This window comes from Micromonospora sp. LOL_013 (assembly GCF_048060315.1).
In the GTDB taxonomy this organism is placed as follows: Bacteria; Actinomycetota; Actinomycetes; order Mycobacteriales; family Micromonosporaceae; genus Micromonospora_E.
The window spans coordinates 1-16,648 of record NZ_JBHMIQ010000010.1; the positions used below are offsets into that span (position 1 = coordinate 1).

At 72.4% G+C, this 16,648-nt stretch carries 10 protein-coding genes; 2 read left to right on the plus strand and 8 right to left on the minus strand.

The annotated features are described in order from the left end of the window. Window positions 1-165: 165 nt before the first annotated feature. The 3 genes from ACFHWS_RS08660 to ACFHWS_RS08670 form a co-directional block, all read right to left on the minus strand. Window positions 166-1,143, minus strand: a complete 978-nt coding sequence (locus ACFHWS_RS08660; RefSeq protein ID WP_416567964.1) for a hypothetical protein — start codon at window positions 1,141-1,143, stop codon at window positions 166-168. A gap of 5 nt (window positions 1,144-1,148) precedes the next feature. Then, window positions 1,149-3,722 (minus strand): FtsK/SpoIIIE domain-containing protein, encoded by a 2,574-nt coding sequence (locus ACFHWS_RS08665; RefSeq protein ID WP_416551787.1) that lies wholly within the window; start codon window positions 3,720-3,722, stop codon window positions 1,149-1,151. 130 nt (window positions 3,723-3,852) lie between these two features. Continuing rightward, window positions 3,853-4,536 carry a S1 family peptidase gene (locus ACFHWS_RS08670; protein WP_416567965.1) on the minus strand — a complete coding sequence of 228 codons (684 nt, stop codon included), beginning with the start codon at window positions 4,534-4,536 and terminating at the stop codon, window positions 3,853-3,855. Between the two features lie 246 nt (window positions 4,537-4,782). Here ACFHWS_RS08670 and ACFHWS_RS08675 point away from each other — a divergent pair, with 246 nt between their 5' ends. Continuing rightward, window positions 4,783-5,520, plus strand: coding sequence for a hypothetical protein (locus ACFHWS_RS08675; protein WP_416551785.1), 738 nt, complete (start codon window positions 4,783-4,785; stop codon window positions 5,518-5,520). A gap of 75 nt (window positions 5,521-5,595) precedes the next feature. On the opposite strand, the gene ACFHWS_RS08680 is transcribed toward ACFHWS_RS08675, so the two are convergent. The 3 genes from ACFHWS_RS08680 to gltB form a co-directional block, all read right to left on the minus strand. Beyond that, entirely contained in the window at window positions 5,596-6,402 is an 807-nt protein-coding gene (locus ACFHWS_RS08680) for an SGNH/GDSL hydrolase family protein (RefSeq protein WP_416551784.1), read from the minus strand. 168 nt (window positions 6,403-6,570) lie between these two features. Continuing rightward, window positions 6,571-8,139, minus strand: a complete 1,569-nt coding sequence (locus tag ACFHWS_RS08685) for a glutamate synthase subunit beta (protein WP_416551783.1) — start codon at window positions 8,137-8,139, stop codon at window positions 6,571-6,573. Beyond that, complete coding sequence (gene gltB, locus ACFHWS_RS08690) at window positions 8,132-12,751, minus strand: glutamate synthase large subunit (RefSeq protein WP_416551782.1); 4,620 nt, start codon at window positions 12,749-12,751, stop codon at window positions 8,132-8,134. The genes ACFHWS_RS08685 and gltB overlap by 8 nt, the downstream gene beginning before the upstream one ends. Window positions 12,752-12,897: 146 nt before the next feature. Here gltB and ACFHWS_RS08695 point away from each other — a divergent pair, with 146 nt between their 5' ends. Next, window positions 12,898-13,986 carry a GNAT family N-acetyltransferase gene (locus tag ACFHWS_RS08695; protein ID WP_416567966.1) on the plus strand — a complete coding sequence of 363 codons (1,089 nt, stop codon included), beginning with the start codon at window positions 12,898-12,900 and terminating at the stop codon, window positions 13,984-13,986. Window positions 13,987-14,079: 93 nt separating this feature from the next. On the opposite strand, the gene ACFHWS_RS08700 is transcribed toward ACFHWS_RS08695, so the two are convergent. Beyond that, window positions 14,080-15,276, minus strand: a complete 1,197-nt coding sequence (locus ACFHWS_RS08700; protein WP_416551780.1) for an FAD-dependent oxidoreductase — start codon at window positions 15,274-15,276, stop codon at window positions 14,080-14,082. A 44-nt stretch (window positions 15,277-15,320) separates the two neighbouring features. Further along, window positions 15,321-16,580 (minus strand): prolipoprotein diacylglyceryl transferase, encoded by a 1,260-nt coding sequence (gene lgt, locus ACFHWS_RS08705; RefSeq protein WP_416567967.1) that lies wholly within the window; start codon window positions 16,578-16,580, stop codon window positions 15,321-15,323. Between the last annotated feature and the right edge of the window lie 68 nt (window positions 16,581-16,648).

Below are 16,648 nucleotides of genomic sequence, written 5' to 3' on the forward strand. Positions count from 1 at the left end.
CAGGCCATCCTCGTTCTGCACCACGTCGAGACCGACCGCTACGCAGCATGAAAAGGGCTCACTCGATGACATCCCACACGGCTCGTTGCCCAGGGCAGCCGTCGAGCCAGCAGCTGCGAAGGGTTGCTCCATGCTGCGCAAACCGCCCTGCGATCCGCCGCCGGCTCAGAACTCGTCGAGTTGGAGGAGGACCAGCAGCAGGAGCATCGAGGCGGCGGCACCGGCGAAGCTGATCAGGAACCCCAGCTTCGGGAACCGGGGGCCGCCGTCGGTTTCCAGCCGGGCGGTGCCCCACTTGCTGATCACGAAGTACGCGGCGAAGAAGCCGGTCGCCGGGAAGCCGGCGCAGGACCAGATCCACTTGGTGCTGTAGTCGACGCCGGCGGTCACCGGGTTCAGGAAGAACCCGAACTGCAGGACGGCGACGGCGGCCGCGAACCCCAGGTAGACGGTGACTGCCCGGGCCAGCGGTGACCAGCCGGGCAGTAGCGGCGGGCGGCCGGCGGCCCGCTCCGCCTCGGTGGCGGCAGCGTCGGCCTCGTCGAGTTGCCGGCGGGCCGCCTCCAGCTCCTGCTCCGGATCCGGTGGGAACCCGCCAGCCGCCGCCGGGTCGCCGGAGACCGGCGCCGCCGACACCGGGCCGGCCGCGCCCGCTCCGCCGTACGGCTGTACCGAGCCGGCGGCAGGGGAAAGCGGCCCGGATGCCCCAGTCGGCAACGGCACCGGCTGTTCGCCGGTGGCCAGCTCGGGGCGGCGCGGCGGTGGCGGAAGCCCGACCGGCCCCGGCATCGCCTGACCCGGCATCGCCCGGCCCGGTGGGGGCGGTGGGGGCGGTGGGGGCGGTGGCCACGGGACGCCGGCCGGCGAGGCGCCGTACCCGCCGGACTGTTGCTGGCCCGACGCGCTGCCGGCGGCCGGATTCGCCGCGATCGGCGGCGGCGCGGGCGGTGCCTGCTCGCCGGCGGCCTGGGCGATCGCCGCCAGCCGCTGCCACTGGGCGTGCAGCCGCTGGCCGAGCTGGTCGGCGTAGCCGGTGAGCCACTGCCGCCGCGTCTGATGCTGTGCCGCACCGGCCTGGCCTGTGCGGTGCAGGTCGTGCAGGTGCCCGGCCAGGGCGGCGTACTCGTCGAAGTCGCTGCTCACCGCGCTCAGCCCTCCTCGTCCAGCTCGCGGCCGGGCAACGCGAACGGCACGATCAGCCGGGTCCGCTGGTCGTGCCGGTCGATCAGCAGCGCCCGGTTCGGCCGCGGCCGGTACGCCAGGTCGTGGGTGCCCAGGTAGGAGCCCAGCTCACCGCCGGGCACGTTCATCGCCACCAGGCAGGCCAGGTCGTCGCGGTTGTGCGAGCCGCCCAGGTCGTCGGCGAGCCGGCGCAGCCCGCGCCACCAACCCAGCAGGTGTACGCCGTGGCCGGGACCCTGACGCAGCACCACCTGCAGGTCGTCCAGCCCGGACCGGAACATGTCGTCCTTCGCGCCGAGCACCCCGGCGGCGGCGTCCATGCCGAACACCACCAGGTACGTCCGGCCGCCGTCGGCCGACGCGGCGGTGTCCGGGTTGGCCAGTCGGCGCAGCTCCTCGCGCAGCTCGGCGGCGGTCAGCCGGGTGATCGAGTGCCCGAGGGCGTGCAGCGCCTCAGCGGTTTCATCGGCGACCTCGTCGGCGGAGGCGACCAGCGGGGCGAACAGGAACCGGGGGTGGCCGGCCGGCTCCTGCCGGGCCAGGCTGACCGTGGCGGCGTGCAGCACGTCGGCGGCGTGGCCGGTGGTGCCGACCACCGCGATGTGCCGGCCCGGGGTGGCGTCCAGCGGGAACACCGCCGACGTCAGGTCCACGTCGACCTGCCGGCCGACCAGGGCGAGGGGGCGCCGCCCGCCGGGGGCCAGTGAGCGGTACGTCGGGTCGCCGTCGAGGTGCGCCGCCTCGTACCCCTTGAAGATCGCCGGTGGCCGGGAGCCGGCGGCGCGGGCCTGCCACAGCTCGTGGCGCAGCGCGGCGATCCGCCGGGCCCCGCCGTGCGCGTCCGGGAACCGGACGACCGTGTTGGCGCCGGCGATGCCGGCCGAGGCGTTGACGATCGCCTGCCCGACCGGCAGCCCACCGGCGGTGTGGTTGAGCGGATCGAGGACGCCGTTGCCGCCGGGCAGCGCCACCCGCAGCGGGAACTGGCCGAAGATCGAGTCGGTCTTGCCGTACAGGGCTTCGATTCCGGACATGCTCTGGCTGGCCAGCACCAGGTGTACGCCGTACGACCGGCCTTTGCGGGCCAGCTCCTCCAGCAGGGCGGCGGCCTCTCGGGCGACCGAGTCGTTGCCGTCGAACAGCACGTGGAACTCGTCGATCACGGCGACGGTACGCGGCGTCGGGGCACCGTCGCGGGGCAGGTCGGCCAGTTTCGTCACGCCGTGGCGTTTCATCGCCGCCGCCCGCCGGTTCAGCTCGCGGCGCAGTTCGCGCAGCACGGCGACGCCGTACTCCCGGTCGGATTCGATGCCGACGGCGCGGGCGTGCGGGATCCACGACGGGTCGCGGCCGGTCGGCACGAACTCGGTGAAGCTGACGCCTTCCTTGAAGTCGAGCAGGTAGAGCGCCAGCTCGTCGGGTGGGTAGCGGGCGGCCAGGCCGTACAGCAGGTCGAGTAGGAAGACGGTCTTGCCGGAGCCGGTGCGCCCACCGACCAGCCAGTGCGGGGTGACGTCGTCGAAGGCGAGGATCGCCGGCTCCCGGCCGGCGCGGCCGACGACGGTGTGCAGGCCGGTGCCGGCGGTCTCGGTCCAGACCCGGGGCGGCAGCAGGTCGGCGAAGTCGAGTGCGGAGCCGCGCCGGTGAATCTCGCCGAGCCGGTCGGCGAGGGCCTGCACGACCCGGGCCGGCGGGTCGCCGTCGAGGGCGACCGGTGCGGCCAGCCCGCTGCCGTCGGAGCTGAACGGCTGGCCGGGCGGGTCGCCGACCCAGCCCCGGTTGCCGTCGAGTCGCAGCTGGGTGGTCGGGCCGAGCGTCGGCGGCTGCGCTCCGGTGCCGGTCGGCGGGTAGCCGGCGACGATCACGCAGACCCGGGCGGTGGTGCCGGCGTGGGTGAGCGCGGCGAGGCGCATCAGTTCGGCGCGGCTGTCCGGCAGCGCCGCCGCGACCACCACCAGCAGCTCCCCCGGCTGCCCGCCGGTGCGGGCCTGGGCGGCGCGTACGTGCTGGTCGGCGTCGTCGAGGCGTTCCTTGGCTTCGGCGTCGGTGGCGGCCGGTGCCGTCAGCACACCGGCTTCGACCAGCGGGCGCAGCGGCAGGAAGGTGGCTCCCATCGAGGTGGTGTCCAGCGCGGTCACCCGTACCGTGCCGGGTTGGGCGGCGGCGAGCAGCCGAACGACGAGGCTGCGCAGCAGGGCGGCGATCCGTGGCTGCCGGGCGTCGGCGTCGATGGCCAGGTGGGTGCCGGCGCCGAGCGGCACCAGCGCGGGGAACTCGACCGGGTCGCCGGTGCCGGCCAGCCCGACCGGGCGGGCCATGCCGACCCGCACCGGTGCCGGGCCGGCGGACAGGTCCTGGGTGGCGCTGGTCGCGCCGGTGGTGAGGGTTTCGCCGACGTGGCGCAGCCGTTCGGTGACGTCGCCGAGGTCCGGCGGCGGTGGTGCCGGGCCGTCCGCTATAGCCGATCGTGCGGTGGTCAGGTGGGTCACGGCCTGCCGGTGGGCGGCGACCGCCCGACGGTACGCGGCACCGAAGCTCATCCCACCCCCACCTGCCACTCGGGTAGCCACCGGAACACTATCCGAATCGGGCGGGCGCTGTTAACCCGGCTGCCGGGCCGGCGGCGGTCGCCGGCCGGGCAGCCGGGTCAGGACGGTCAGGTGCCGACGGTCAGACGCCGGTGATCGAGGTGATCCAGTCGCGGCTGGCAGCGACCGAGGCGTAGTTCTGCGAGGTCGACCCGTTGGAGTTCGAGCAGACACCCACCTGTTGTCCGTTGTAGAACTGCGGGCCGCCCGAGTCGCCCTGCCAGGCGATGCCGGTCACCGGGGAGCTGCGCAGCGCCGGTCCCTCGTACGCGTCCCGGCCCCGCACCGACACCACCTGCACCGAGGCTGTCTTGAGCTGTGGTGACAGGTGACAGTTGAGACAGGTACGGCCCCAGCCGTAGATGGTGTTGGTCGAGCCGACCGGCGGGTTGCTGGCGGCGAGCGTGACATACGTGGTCACGATCGGTGTGCTGAGATACAGCAGCCCGATGTCGTATAGGTATCCGTATTGGGAGTAGGTCGCGCTGACCGCACTCACCTGGCCGCCGGTGGCGTGATGGACACTGCCGACCCGGACCGACATCGAGCCGCCGATGCAGTGCTCCGCGGTGAGCACCCAGCGGGAGGCGATGATCGAGCCGGAGCATCTGAACGAGCCGTCGCTGTAGACAGCGGCTACCCAGGGCGCTGATGAAACGGTGTCGCCGCCGATGATCTGCTGCGGTGCGGCAGCGGATGTCGACGGAGTCATGACAGCGCCGGCGAGTGCCGTCACGACCGCAATCAATAGTTGGCGGAGACGCAAGATGGTGCTCCTCACCGAGCGAACGCCCAGCCCTGGCGTCGCCCTCATCGAAGGTCCCCGGCGTCGATCTTATCGCTGAGGATATCGACACACAATACGCATTCGCCTGCATAATTAGCAGCGCGGTCGGCCCGGTGCCGGACGGCCTGGTCGGCACTCGGAGCGGCCGGTAGTGCCAGCACCGAGCCCGATAAGCCCCTAGTATCCGTAATCGGAGTGTCCCGACGACCGTCGGAAGTGCGATCGATGCGACCTGGCGACAACGACGGCACCGACGACGGCCGCGAGACCAGACACGGCACCCGCGACGGTACCGAGCGCGACGAGACGTTGCGCCGGTTCGCCGACCGCCTCGACAAGCCGCTCGGCGTCCTCGGTGTGCTGTTCCTGCTCCTGGTGATCGGACAGTTCGTCACCACCCATCCGCCGACGGCCGCCGTTCTGGGCGCGGCCAGCTGGGTGCTGTGGGTGGTCTTCGTCGCCGAGTTCTCGCTGCGGGCCTGGCTGGGCCGGCACCACCCGGGCCGGTTCTGGCGGCGCAACTGGTGGCAGCTGCTCTTCCTGGCCGTACCGGTGCTGCGGTTCGCCCGGGTGGCGTTGGCCTTACGGACGGCCCGCGCCGGTGCGGCCATTTCCGCCGCCGTACGCGGTTCGCGCTCCGCCGGTCGGCTACTCACCGACCGTCTAGCCTGGCTCTTCGCGGTGACGGTGAGCCTCATCCTCGCCGCCGGCCAACTGCTGGTGGTCTCCGGCTCGTATCCGAGCTACGCGCAGGCGCTGCACGACGTCACGCTCACCACGATCACCGGTCAGCGGATGGCCGCGCGGGACCCGTTCGCCCAAGGTCTGGAGCTTGTTCTGGCCGCGTACTCGGTCGTCGTCTTCGGCACCCTGGCCGGCGCGCTCGGCGCCTACTTCCTCAGCAACCGGCCAGCTCCCAGCGATGACGACCGGGACCGGGACCGGGATCAGGCAACTACCTGACGGACGGTCCGGTCCCCGTGGTGCGGGCGGGGACCGGACCGCCAGGTACTTGGCTCCGTTCGGTACGTGAAACTGTCAGCCGGTGACCGTGTTGAGCGCGGCCAGATACCCGTCGCGGTAGCCGGCGGCGTTCGGGTGGTACGCGGCGATCAACGCGGAGAAGTCGTTGATCCATGGGCTGCCAGCACATACGCCGTGCCCGGCGAACTGCGGCCGGGTGTCCACGAAGGTGGCCCCGGCAGCCGACGCGCGGGCGGCAGTAACGTCGGCCAGCAGGTCCGCCGCGTCGTTGATGATGGACCGCTTGGTCAGGCTCATACCGAACAGACCGCAGTAGCGGACCTCGTCGAACAGGCGCGGGTAGCCGAGCACGATCAGCTGCGCGTGCGGTGCCCGCTGCCGGATCGCGGCGTAGGTGGCGTCGAGCCGGCCGGGCAGTTCGGTGGTGGCGAACCGTTCGGCCCGGTCGACCGCGCTGGCGCAGGAGGACTCGCTGCCCAGCCGGCAGCTGAGCACGACATCGGCGAATCCGGCGTCGTTGCCACCGATGGTGATGGTGACCATCGTGGTGCCGGCGTCAAGCGCGGACACCTGGTTGTCGAGCACGTCGTCAGTGACCGCACCGCCGCAGGCGACGAAGCGGAAGCTGGCCGGGGAGTTGGCGGCCGCCCACAGCGGCGCGTACGAGCGGTCGCTGCGCAGGCAGGTCGTCTCGTAGGGGCCAGCGCCAACGCCGGACGAGAACGAGTCGCCGAGGGCGACGTAGTGAACGGCGGCGGGTGCGGCGGATGCCGGGGCGGTGGCCGCGACGACGCCGACGCCGGTGGCGCCAAGGGTGACGGCCAGCGCGACGGCGGCGCGGGCCAGGGGACGAAGGAGCATGGACGGACCTCACAAGGATGGGGGGATCCTCGTGGCCGCGCGCGTGGCCGTGGGGAGTAACGGTTGTTACTAGCCAGTAATGCTATCGAAACATCTGCATCCCCGAAAGAGGAACGACCCCACCGAAGACCAGCAGATCTTCAGCAGGGCCGAACGGAACGGTCCCGGTCACCGAGCGGCGAGTGGCTGTGCCGTCGGCACCACCGGTGCCGGCAACTCCCCCACCCCACCGAGGTACGAGTGGATGGCGGCCGCCGCTGCCCGTCCCTCGGCGATCGCCCACACGATCAGCGATGCCCCCCGGTGCATGTCACCGGCGACGAAGACCCCCTTGGTAGCGGTCTGCCAGGCACCGTCGGAGTCGATCGCCCCGCGCCGGTTACGGACCAGCCGCAGCTGCTCCAGCAACGGCTGCTGCTCGGTGCCCTCGAAGCCGATCGCCAGCAGCACCAGGTCCGCCGGCAGCTCCCGCTCGGTGCCCGGCACCACGGTCAGGATCCGCTCGCCGTCACGCTTGGTCACCGTCACCTCGGCGATCCGGACCGCCCGTACCGCGCCGGTGCCGTCGTCGACGAACTCCTGCACCGCGACGGCGAAGACCCGCTCGCCGCCCTCCTCGTGCGCCGGATACTCGCGCAGCACCCACGGCCAGGTCGGCCACGGGTCCCGGGCCTCGTCGCGGGCGCTCGGCGGCTCCGGGTAGAGATCCAGCTGGTACACCCCGGCCGCACCCTGCCGGTGCGCCACCCCGAGACAGTCGGCGGCGGTGTCACCACCGCCGATGATCACCACATGCCGGCCGGCCGCGTCGATCGCCGGCCGGTCCACCGGTACGCCGTCCACGTGCGATGACCCGGACTCCGACGGCGGCTCGACGGCCACCACCCCGGCCGCCTCGGCCGTGCGGGCGTGCGCCGCCGCAGCCGCCACCACCCGGTTCGACTCGACCAGGTGCTCCATCGCCAGATGCACCCCACGCAGCGCCCGGCCCGGCGTCGCCGGGGTGTCCCGGCCGGCCAGCGCCCCGCAGGCCAGCAGCACCGCATCGTGGTCGGCCCGCAGCTGCTCGGCGGTCACGTCGACGCCGACGTTCACCCCGGTACGGAACTGCACGCCCTCGGCCGCCAACTGGGCCAACCGCAGGTCGATGTGCTCCTTCTCCAACTTGAAGTCAGGGATGCCGTACCGCATCAGGCCGCCGATGGCGTCGTCGCGCTCGAACACGGTGACCGCATGCCCGGCGCGGGCCAACTGCTGGGCGGCGGCCAGCCCCGCCGGGCCGGAACCGACCACCGCGACCCGCCGGCCGGACGGATCCGGCACCGGATGCGGGGTGACCAGGCCGGCACCCACCGCCCGGTTGATGATCTCCACCTCGACCTGCTTGATGGTGACCGGCGCACCCCCGGCGATGCCCAGCACGCAGGCCGCCTCGCACGGCGCCGGGCAGAGCCGGCCGGTGAACTCCGGAAAGTTGTTGGTGGCGTGCAGCGACTCGATCGCCGCCGCCCAGCCACCGGTACGGACCAGGTCGTTCCAGTCCGGGATGCGGTTGCCCAGCGGACAGCCGTCGTGGCAGAACGGGATGCCGCAGTCCATGCAGCGGGTCGCCTGCTCGCGGATCAGCTCGTCGGCGGCCGGCGGATAGACCTCCCGCCAGTCCATGATCCGCACCGGCACGGGTCGGCGGTGCGGCAGCCGCCGGTCGATCCGCAGGAATCCGGTCGGGTCAGGCACGAGCCACCTCCATGACGGCCTCATCCACGTCACGGCCGGCGGCTTCGGCGGCCCTCATCGTCTCCAACACCCGGCGGTAGTCGCGCGGGACCACCACTGTGAACTCCTCCACCGCCTCCGGCCAGCGCTTGAGCAGAGCCTCGGCCACCGCCGAGTCGGTCTCGGCGAAGTGCCGCTCGACCAACTCACGCAGCATCGGCTCGGCGTCGGCGGCCACCGGCTCCAGATCCACCAACTCCCGATTGACCAGCTGCTCGTCGAGGCGCCACAGGTACGCCGTACCGCCGGACATACCGGCGGCGAAGTTGCGCCCGGTCGGGCCGAGCACCACGACCGTACCGCCGGTCATGTACTCGCAGCCGTGGTCGCCGACGCCCTCGACAACGGTGACCGCGCCGGAGTTGCGCACCGCGAACCGTTCGCCCACCCGCCCGCGCAGGAACAGTTCCCCGGCGGTCGCCCCGTACAGGATGGTGTTGCCGGCGATGATCTGCTCCTCGGCGCCGGCACCACCGGGCGCGGCGAACGGGGCCGCCGGGTCCGGACGCACGATCAGCCGGCCACCGGACAGACCCTTGCCGACGTAGTCGTTGGCGTCGCCGACCAGCCGCAGCGTCACCCCGCGCGGCAGGAACGCACCGAACGACTGCCCGGCGGTGCCGGTCAGGGTGAACTCGATGGTGTCGTCGGGCAGCCCGGCCCCGCCGACCCGGCGGGTCACCTCGCCGCCGAGCATCGCGCCGACGCTGCGGTGCTCGTTGCGTACCGGCACCGACGCCCGCACCGGGGCCCGGTCGGTCAACGCCGGCCCGGCCAGGGCGATCAGCTCGTTGTCGAGCGCCTTGTCCAGGCCGTGGTCCTGGGCGCGGACGCCGCGCAGCGCGGCGCCGGCCGGCAGCGCCGGCACGTGCAACACCGCGGACAGGTCCAGGCCCTTGGCCTTCCAGTGCTCCACGGCCGGCGTGGTGTCCAGCAGGTCGGCCCGACCGATCGCCTCGTCGATCGACCGGAAACCCAGCTCGGCCAGGTAGCTGCGGACCTCCTCGGCGAGGAACAGGAAGAAGTTCTCCACGAACTCCGGCTTGCCGGTGAAGCGTTCCCGCAGCACCGGGTTCTGGGTGGCGATGCCGACCGGGCAGGTGTCCAGGTGGCAGACGCGCATCATCACGCAGCCGGAGACGATCAGCGGGGCGGTGGCGAAGCCGTACTCCTCGGCACCGAGCAGCGCCGCGATCAGCACGTCGCGGCCGGTCTTGAGCTGGCCGTCGACCTGGACGGTGACCCGGTCGCGCAGTTTGTTCAGCAGCAGCGTCTGCTGAGTCTCGGCCAGGCCCAGCTCCCACGGGGTGCCGGCGTGCTTGAGCGAGTTCAGCGGGGACGCGCCGGTGCCGCCGTCGTGCCCGGAGATCAGGATGACGTCGGCCTTGAGCTTGGCGACACCGGCGGCGACGGTGCCGACGCCGATCTCGCTGACCAGCTTGACGTGCACCCGGGCGGCCGGGTTGACGCACTTGAGGTCGTGCACCAGCTGGGCGAGGTCCTCGATCGAGTAGATGTCGTGGTGCGGCGGCGGGGAGATCAGCCCGACGCCGGGGGTGGCGTGGCGGGTCTTGGCGATCCACGGCCACACCTTGTTGCCGGGCAGCTGGCCGCCCTCACCCGGCTTGGCCCCCTGCGCCATTTTGATCTGCAGGTCGTCGGCGTTGACCAGGTACTCGCTGGTGACGCCGAACCGGCCGGAGGCGATCTGCTTGACCGCCGAACGGCGGGCCGGGTCGTAGAGCCGGTCGACGTCCTCGCCGCCCTCGCCGGTGTTGGACCGCCCGCCGAGGCGGTTCATCGCGATGGCGAGGGTCTCGTGCGACTCGGCGGAGATCGAGCCGTAGCTCATGGCGCCGGTGGAGAACCGCTTGACGATCTCGCTGGCCGGCTCGACCTCGTCGATCGGCACCGGCTCGCGGACCCCGTCGCGCAGGGTGAACAGTCCACGCAGCGAGCCGGCCTCGGCGGCCAGGTTGTCGACGGTGGTGGTGTAGCGGCGGAACACGTCGTACTGCCCGGAGCGGGTGGCGTGCTGCAGCAGGAACACCGTCTCCGGGTTGAACAGGTGCAGTTCGCCTTCGCGCCGCCACTGGTACTCGCCGCCGACGTCGAGGCGGCGGTGCGAGCGTTCGGCGCTGTTCGACGGGTAGGCGCGGGCGTGCCGGGCGGCGACCTCGGCGTGGATGCCGGACAACCCGACCCCGCCGACGGTGCCCGGGGTGCCGGCGAAGTAGCGCTCGACCAGCCGGGGATCCAGACCGACCGCTTCGAAGACCTGTGCCCCGCAGTACGAGGAAACCGTGGAAATGCCCATCTTCGACATGATCTTGAGTACGCCCTTGCCGAGCGCCTTGACGTAGTTGCGGATCGCCTCGGCGGAGGTGATGCCGGCCAGCGCGCCGGTGGCGATCAGGTCCTCGACCGATTCGAAGGCCAGGTACGGGTTGACTCCAGCGGCACCGTAGCCGATCAGCACGGCGGCGTGGTGCACCTCCCGGCAGTCACCGGACTCGACGACCAGCGCCACCTGGGTGCGAGTCTGCTCGCGCACCAGATGCTGGTGCACGGCGGCGGTGAGCAGCAGCGACGGGATCGGCGCCAGGTCGAGGGTCGAGTCCCGGTCCGACAGCACGAAGATCCGTACTCCGTCCTCGATCGCCTCGGACACGTGCCGGCAGATCTCGGTGAGCCGGGCCTTGATGCCAGCGGCGCCGTCGCGCAGCGGGTACAGGCCGGAGACCCGGACCGCCTTGAAGCCGGGCAGGTCGCCGTCCTCGTCGATGGACAGGATCTTGGCCAGCTCGTCGTTGTCGATGATCGGGTACGGCAGCACGATCTGCCGGCAGGAGGCCGGACCCGGGTCGAGCAGGTTGGCCTCCGGGCCGATGGTGGACTGCAGGCTGGTCACCATCTCCTCCCGGATGGCGTCCAGCGGCGGGTTGGTGACCTGGGCGAACAGCTGGTGGAAGTAATCGAACAGCAGCCGGGGCCGGGTGGACAGCGGCGAGACCGGGGTGTCGGTGCCCATCGACCCGATCGGCTCGATGCCCTTGCGGGCCATCGGCGCGATCAGGATCTTCAGCTCCTCCTCGGTGTAGCCGAAGGTCTGCTGGCGGCGCTGCACCGAGTCATGCGTATAGACGATGTGGTCCCGCTCCGGCAGGTCCCGCAGGTCGATCAGGCCGGCGTGCAGCCAGTCGCCGTACGGGTGGGCGGCGGCCAGCTCGGCCTTGATTTCCTCGTCTTCGACGATGCGCCCGGCGGCGGTGTCGACCAGGAACATCCGCCCCGGCCGCAGCCGGCCCTTGGCGACCACGGTCGCCGGGTCGAGATCGAGCACGCCGGCTTCGCTGCCCAGCACCACCAGGCCGTCGCTGGTGCGCCACCAGCGGCCCGGCCGCAGCCCGTTGCGGTCCAGCACCGCGCCGACCAGCTCACCGTCGGTGAAGGCAACCGAGGCCGGACCGTCCCACGGCTCCATCAGGCTGGCGTGGAAGCGGTAGAAGTCACGCTTCGCCGGCTCCATCCCGGGGTCGTTCTCCCATGCCTCCGGGATCATCATCAGGACGGCGTGCGGCAGGCTGCGCCCGGCCAGGTGTAGCAGTTCGAGGACCTCGTCGAAGTTGGCCGAGTCGGACGCCTGCGGGGTGCAGACCGGGAACAGCCGGCGGATGTTGCCGGGGATGTCCGGCGTGGCGAGCAGCGCCTCGCGGGCGTTCATCCAGTTCTTGTTGCCCCGGATCGTGTTGATCTCGCCGTTGTGCGCGATGAACCGGTACGGGTGCGACAGCGGCCAGGACGGAAACGTGTTGGTGGAGAACCGGGAGTGCACCAGGGCGATCGCGCTGGCCACCCGCTCGTCGCGCAGGTCGGGGTAGAACTCGGGCAGCTGGTCCGGGGTGAGCATGCCCTTGTAGACCATGGTCCGGCCGGACAGCGACGGGAAGTAGGCGGTCACGCCGCGCTCGGCGCTCTCCCGCTCGGCCTGCTTGCGTACGCAGAACGCCACCCGGTCCAGGTCCAGCCCGGCCAACGGGGTGCCGGCCGGGCCGGCCGCCGAGTCGGTCAGCCGCTGCGCGGACAGGAAGAGCTGCGCGATCCGGGGGCGGGCGGCGTCGGCGGTCTCGCCGAGCCCGTCCGGCTGCACCGGCACGTCCCGCCAGCCGAGTACGTCGGCACCCTCGACCAGGGCGTACTTCTCGACGATCCGGCGGACCCGGGCCTCGTCGGCCGGGTCTGCGGGCAGGAACACCAGGCCGGTGGCGTACTGCCCGGCCGGCGGCAGGTCGAAGTCGACGACGGCCCGTAGGAACGCGTCCGGGACCTGGATCATGATGCCGGCGCCGTCACCGGTGTTCTGCTCCGCACCCCGCGCACCACGGTGGTCGAGCCGGCACAGCGCGGCCAGGCCCTTGGCCACCACGTCGTGCGAGCGGCGGCCGTTGAGGTCCGCCACGAAAGAGACACCACACGCGTCGTGCTCGTGGGCGGGGTCGTAGAGACCCTGCGCCGGCGGCTGGGATGCCTGCGGCGGGCAGGGGTGCGGTCCCTGCGGGTACGGAAGAACCACCGGGCCTCCTGTCGTCACTCGCGCATGAACAGATTTCGGGACGACGTCGGCCCTGGAGAGTTTTCTGAGTCTACGTGAGGGGCCACCGGACATCACCAGTGCGAATTGATCACACGTCCATTGTATGGGACGTGTAGTCTCACAAGGTGGCCAACCAGGAGAACGAACTCCTTGGCCGGCTGGACCGGTTCTGCGATGCCGTACCGCGTGCTGCCGCCCGCCCCGAAGAGCTGGGTGACTATGTACTTTTCGTGCGGAATGGGGAGGCGGGTTGGCCGTTCTACGCCCGCCCCCGGGTAGGCGTGACCGCGCCGCCGGCCGCCGCCGACATCACCACCGTACGCGCCCGGCAGCGCGAACTGGGCCTTCCCGAGTCCTTCGAATGGATCCACGAGATCAACCCCGACCTGCTGGCGGTGGCCCGATCGGCCGGGCTCGGCGTGCGGCAGGCACCGCTGATGGTGCTCGACCCGACCGCTCTGCCCCCGGTTGGCCGGTTCGCCGACCGGCCGGTACGGCTGCTCGACCCGGACTCACCCGACTTCGCGGCAGATCTCACCACCTGGTTCACCATCGCCCAGGCCGCGTTCGCCCCGTCCGACGGCACCGGTACCGGACTGCCGGCCGTCGGCGCGGACACCCCCGAGATTGTTACAGTGACATTTCCCACTGTCGACAGTGGCAGTCCCGGCGGCGGCGCGGGCGGCGCGGCCGGGCCGCCCGCGCCGGCCCCCGGCGGGCTCGCCACCACCGCCCCGGCAGCCCCACCGGACAGCATCGAACCGCTGGCCACGACAGGCCCGACGGCCTCACCTGTCGCGGCGGCGACCGACGACCCGGCCCTGCCGGACACCCTAGTCGACCGCGAACGGTCGGCGATCGCCGCCGGCAGCCACACCATCGCCCTGGCCGGGCTGCCCTCGGCCGGGCTGCCCTCGGCCGGGCTGCCCTCGGCCGGGCTGCCCTCGGCCGGGCAGCTGGCCGCCGTCGGATCGCTCAACCGGGTCGACGACGTCGCCGAGATCGTCGGTGTCGGCACCGTGGCACCGGCCCGCCGCCAGGGTCTGGCGTCTGCGATCACCGCCGCGCTGGCCCGGCACGCGCTCGCCGCCGGCGTCGACCTGATCTTCCTGGCCGCCGGCGACGACGACGTGGCGATGCTCTACCACCGACTCGGCTTCCGCCGAGTGGGTACCTCCTGCATCGCCGAGCCCACCGCCCATCTTGTCGGCTGACCGGCCCAATCGCCGCAGGCGACCGGCCCAATCGCCGCAGGCGACCGGCCCAATCGCCGCAGGCGACCGGCCCACTTGCCACAGGCGATACGGTCAGGACGGCGGCGGCTGCCACTTCGCTGCGGTGGCGGCCACACTGCCCATCAGCCGAGGGCTGATCGTGCCGAGCGTCGCGTCCCGGGCCCGCAGCGCCAGCCGTCCCCGCGCCGACAGCACCGCCGCCATCCGCCGGGTCTGGCGCACCATCGCCACCGCCCGCGGCCGGCGCAACCGGCTGTACGAATCGACCGCTGCGGCCAGCGCCGGCCCTGGCACGGTGTTCCGGACCAGGGCGCACAGCGTCGCCGCGTCCTCGAACGCCAGGCACGCGCCCTGCCCGAGATGATGCGGCATCGCGTGCGCCGCGTCACCGAGCAGCACCACTCCGCCCGGCCCGACCGGGAACCCGTACGCCGGAGGCAGCGGCCGCAGCTCGCGGACCTCCTGCTGCACCAGGTCGGCCGGCTCGGTGGCGGCGAGCAGCTCGCCCACCGGGGCCGGCCAGCCGGCGAACCAGCGGCGCAGCAGGGTCAGCTGGGTCGCCGGCGGCTCCGGGCGGGAGGCCCCGGCGGCGGTCGCCACCCAGTAGATGCCGCCCCGGCTGGAGCCGCCGGCCGAACCCCGTTCACCCAACGAGGCCGAGACGAACCGATAGCCGGCGCCGAGTATCTCGCCGCCGACCTGGCCGGCAGCCAGCTGCGGCGCCCGGTACCAGGGGATCACCGCCCGCCAGGCCGAACTCCCTGAGCTGACCACCGAACTGCCCGGGGCCAACGCCGGACGCAGCGCGCTGTGCACGCCGTCCGCCGCCACCACCAGGTCGGCCTCGACGACGCCCCGGCCGATGGTCACTGCCGGCCGGTCCACCGCCGGTCGCAGGCCCTTCACGGTCACCCCGGTGCGGATCTCGGCCTGCTCGCCGAGACCTGCGATCAACGCGTCGTGCAGATCCTCCCGGTGCACCACCACCGGGGCCCGGTCCTCCGGCTGCGGCCGGGGCTGCACCAGCCACTGCCCGTCGGGGCGGCGTACCCCGGTGTACGACACTGGGGTGGCGATCGCCTCCAGCCCGGCGCCGAGGCCCAACGCCCGCAATGCGCGGACACCGTTGGCCCAGAGCACCAGGGCGGTGCCGTCGGACCGGACCCGGTCCTCACGTTCCAGCAGGGTGACCCGCCAACCGGTGCGGGCCAGGGCACCGGCGACCGCCAGACCGCCGATGCCCGCCCCCACCACGACCGCAGTACGCATCCCGCCCCCTCTCCCCCGGTCGATCGGCACCCGCCGACCGGCGGTCAGCTTCCGGTCTTACCGGTGCCGGTGCCGGCTCCGGTCTCGGCGTCGGCTCCGGTCTCGGTGCCGGTCTCGGTGCCGGTCTTGGCGTCGGCGTCGCTCTCGGTGACACCGTCGTCGGCACCGTCCGCGCCGGGGTCGGTGGTGCTGCCGGTATCCGTTCCGGCGGTGGTCTCGGCCGGCAGCTCACCGGTGCTCTCGTACCGCCGGAACTGTTCCTCGGTAACCACTCGGTAGCCGGCGGCCAACTCGGCGGTGGGTTTCCTGCCCGAGACGTCGATCTGGGACACCCCACCGGTTGCCCCGGACTCGGCCGCCCCGCTTTCGGTCGGCTCGGCGGTGCCCGACCCGGCGTCGGTCGAACCGCCGGCGGCCGGGGTCGACGCGCCTACAGGTGGCAACGGCCGACCCTCGGCGTCCAGCGGGACAAGGAACTGTTGCGGGCCGCGTACCCGGACGAGATAAACCAGCGCGGCCAGGAAGACCACCGCCGAGGTCCACACGTTCAGCCGGACACCGAGGATCTCGTTGGCCTCGTCGGTCCGCATCATCTCGATCCAGAACCGGCCGGCGGTGTAGCCCGCCACGTACACCGCGAAGGCCCGACCGGCACCGAGCTTCCAACGGCGGTCGGCGAGCAACACCAGCGCGGCGACACCGACGTTCCAGATCGCCTCGTACAGGAACGTCGGATGGTAGAGCCCCGGCTCCAGCACCGGGTTGCCCTCCGGGTCGCGCAGCGCCTGACCCGGGTTGCTGCGGTCCATCTGGTGCACCTGCAGGCCCCACGGCAACGTGGTCGGGCCGCCGTACAACTCGTTGTTGAACCAGTTGCCGAACCGGCCGACGGCCTGGGCGAGCGGCAGGCCGGGGGCGAGTGCGTCGGCGACCACGCTGAGCGGGATGCCCAGCTGGCGGCCGGCCAGCCAGGCGCCGACCGCGCCACCGGCGACGGCGCCCCAGATACCGAGACCGCCCTGCCAGATGTAGAAGGCTTCGATCGGGATGCCGTTGGCGCCGAAGTACGCCTGCGGTGAGGAGACGACGTGGTAGAGCCGGGCACCGAGAATGCCGAACGGCACCGCCCAGATGGCGATGTCCAGCACCGCCCACGGGCGGACCCCGCGCTGGCGGAGCCGGTACTCGGTGACCGCGCTGGCCACCACGATGCCGAGGACGATGCAGAGCGCGTACGCCCGGATGGGAACTGGACCAAGTTGCCAGACTGCGGTGGCCGGGCTGGGAATCGCGGCGAGTGTCACGGGTGCACACGCTACCGTCGCGACCCGCCAACCCGGGACCCCCAGCCGGCCAGCGTCAGGCGTGTCGC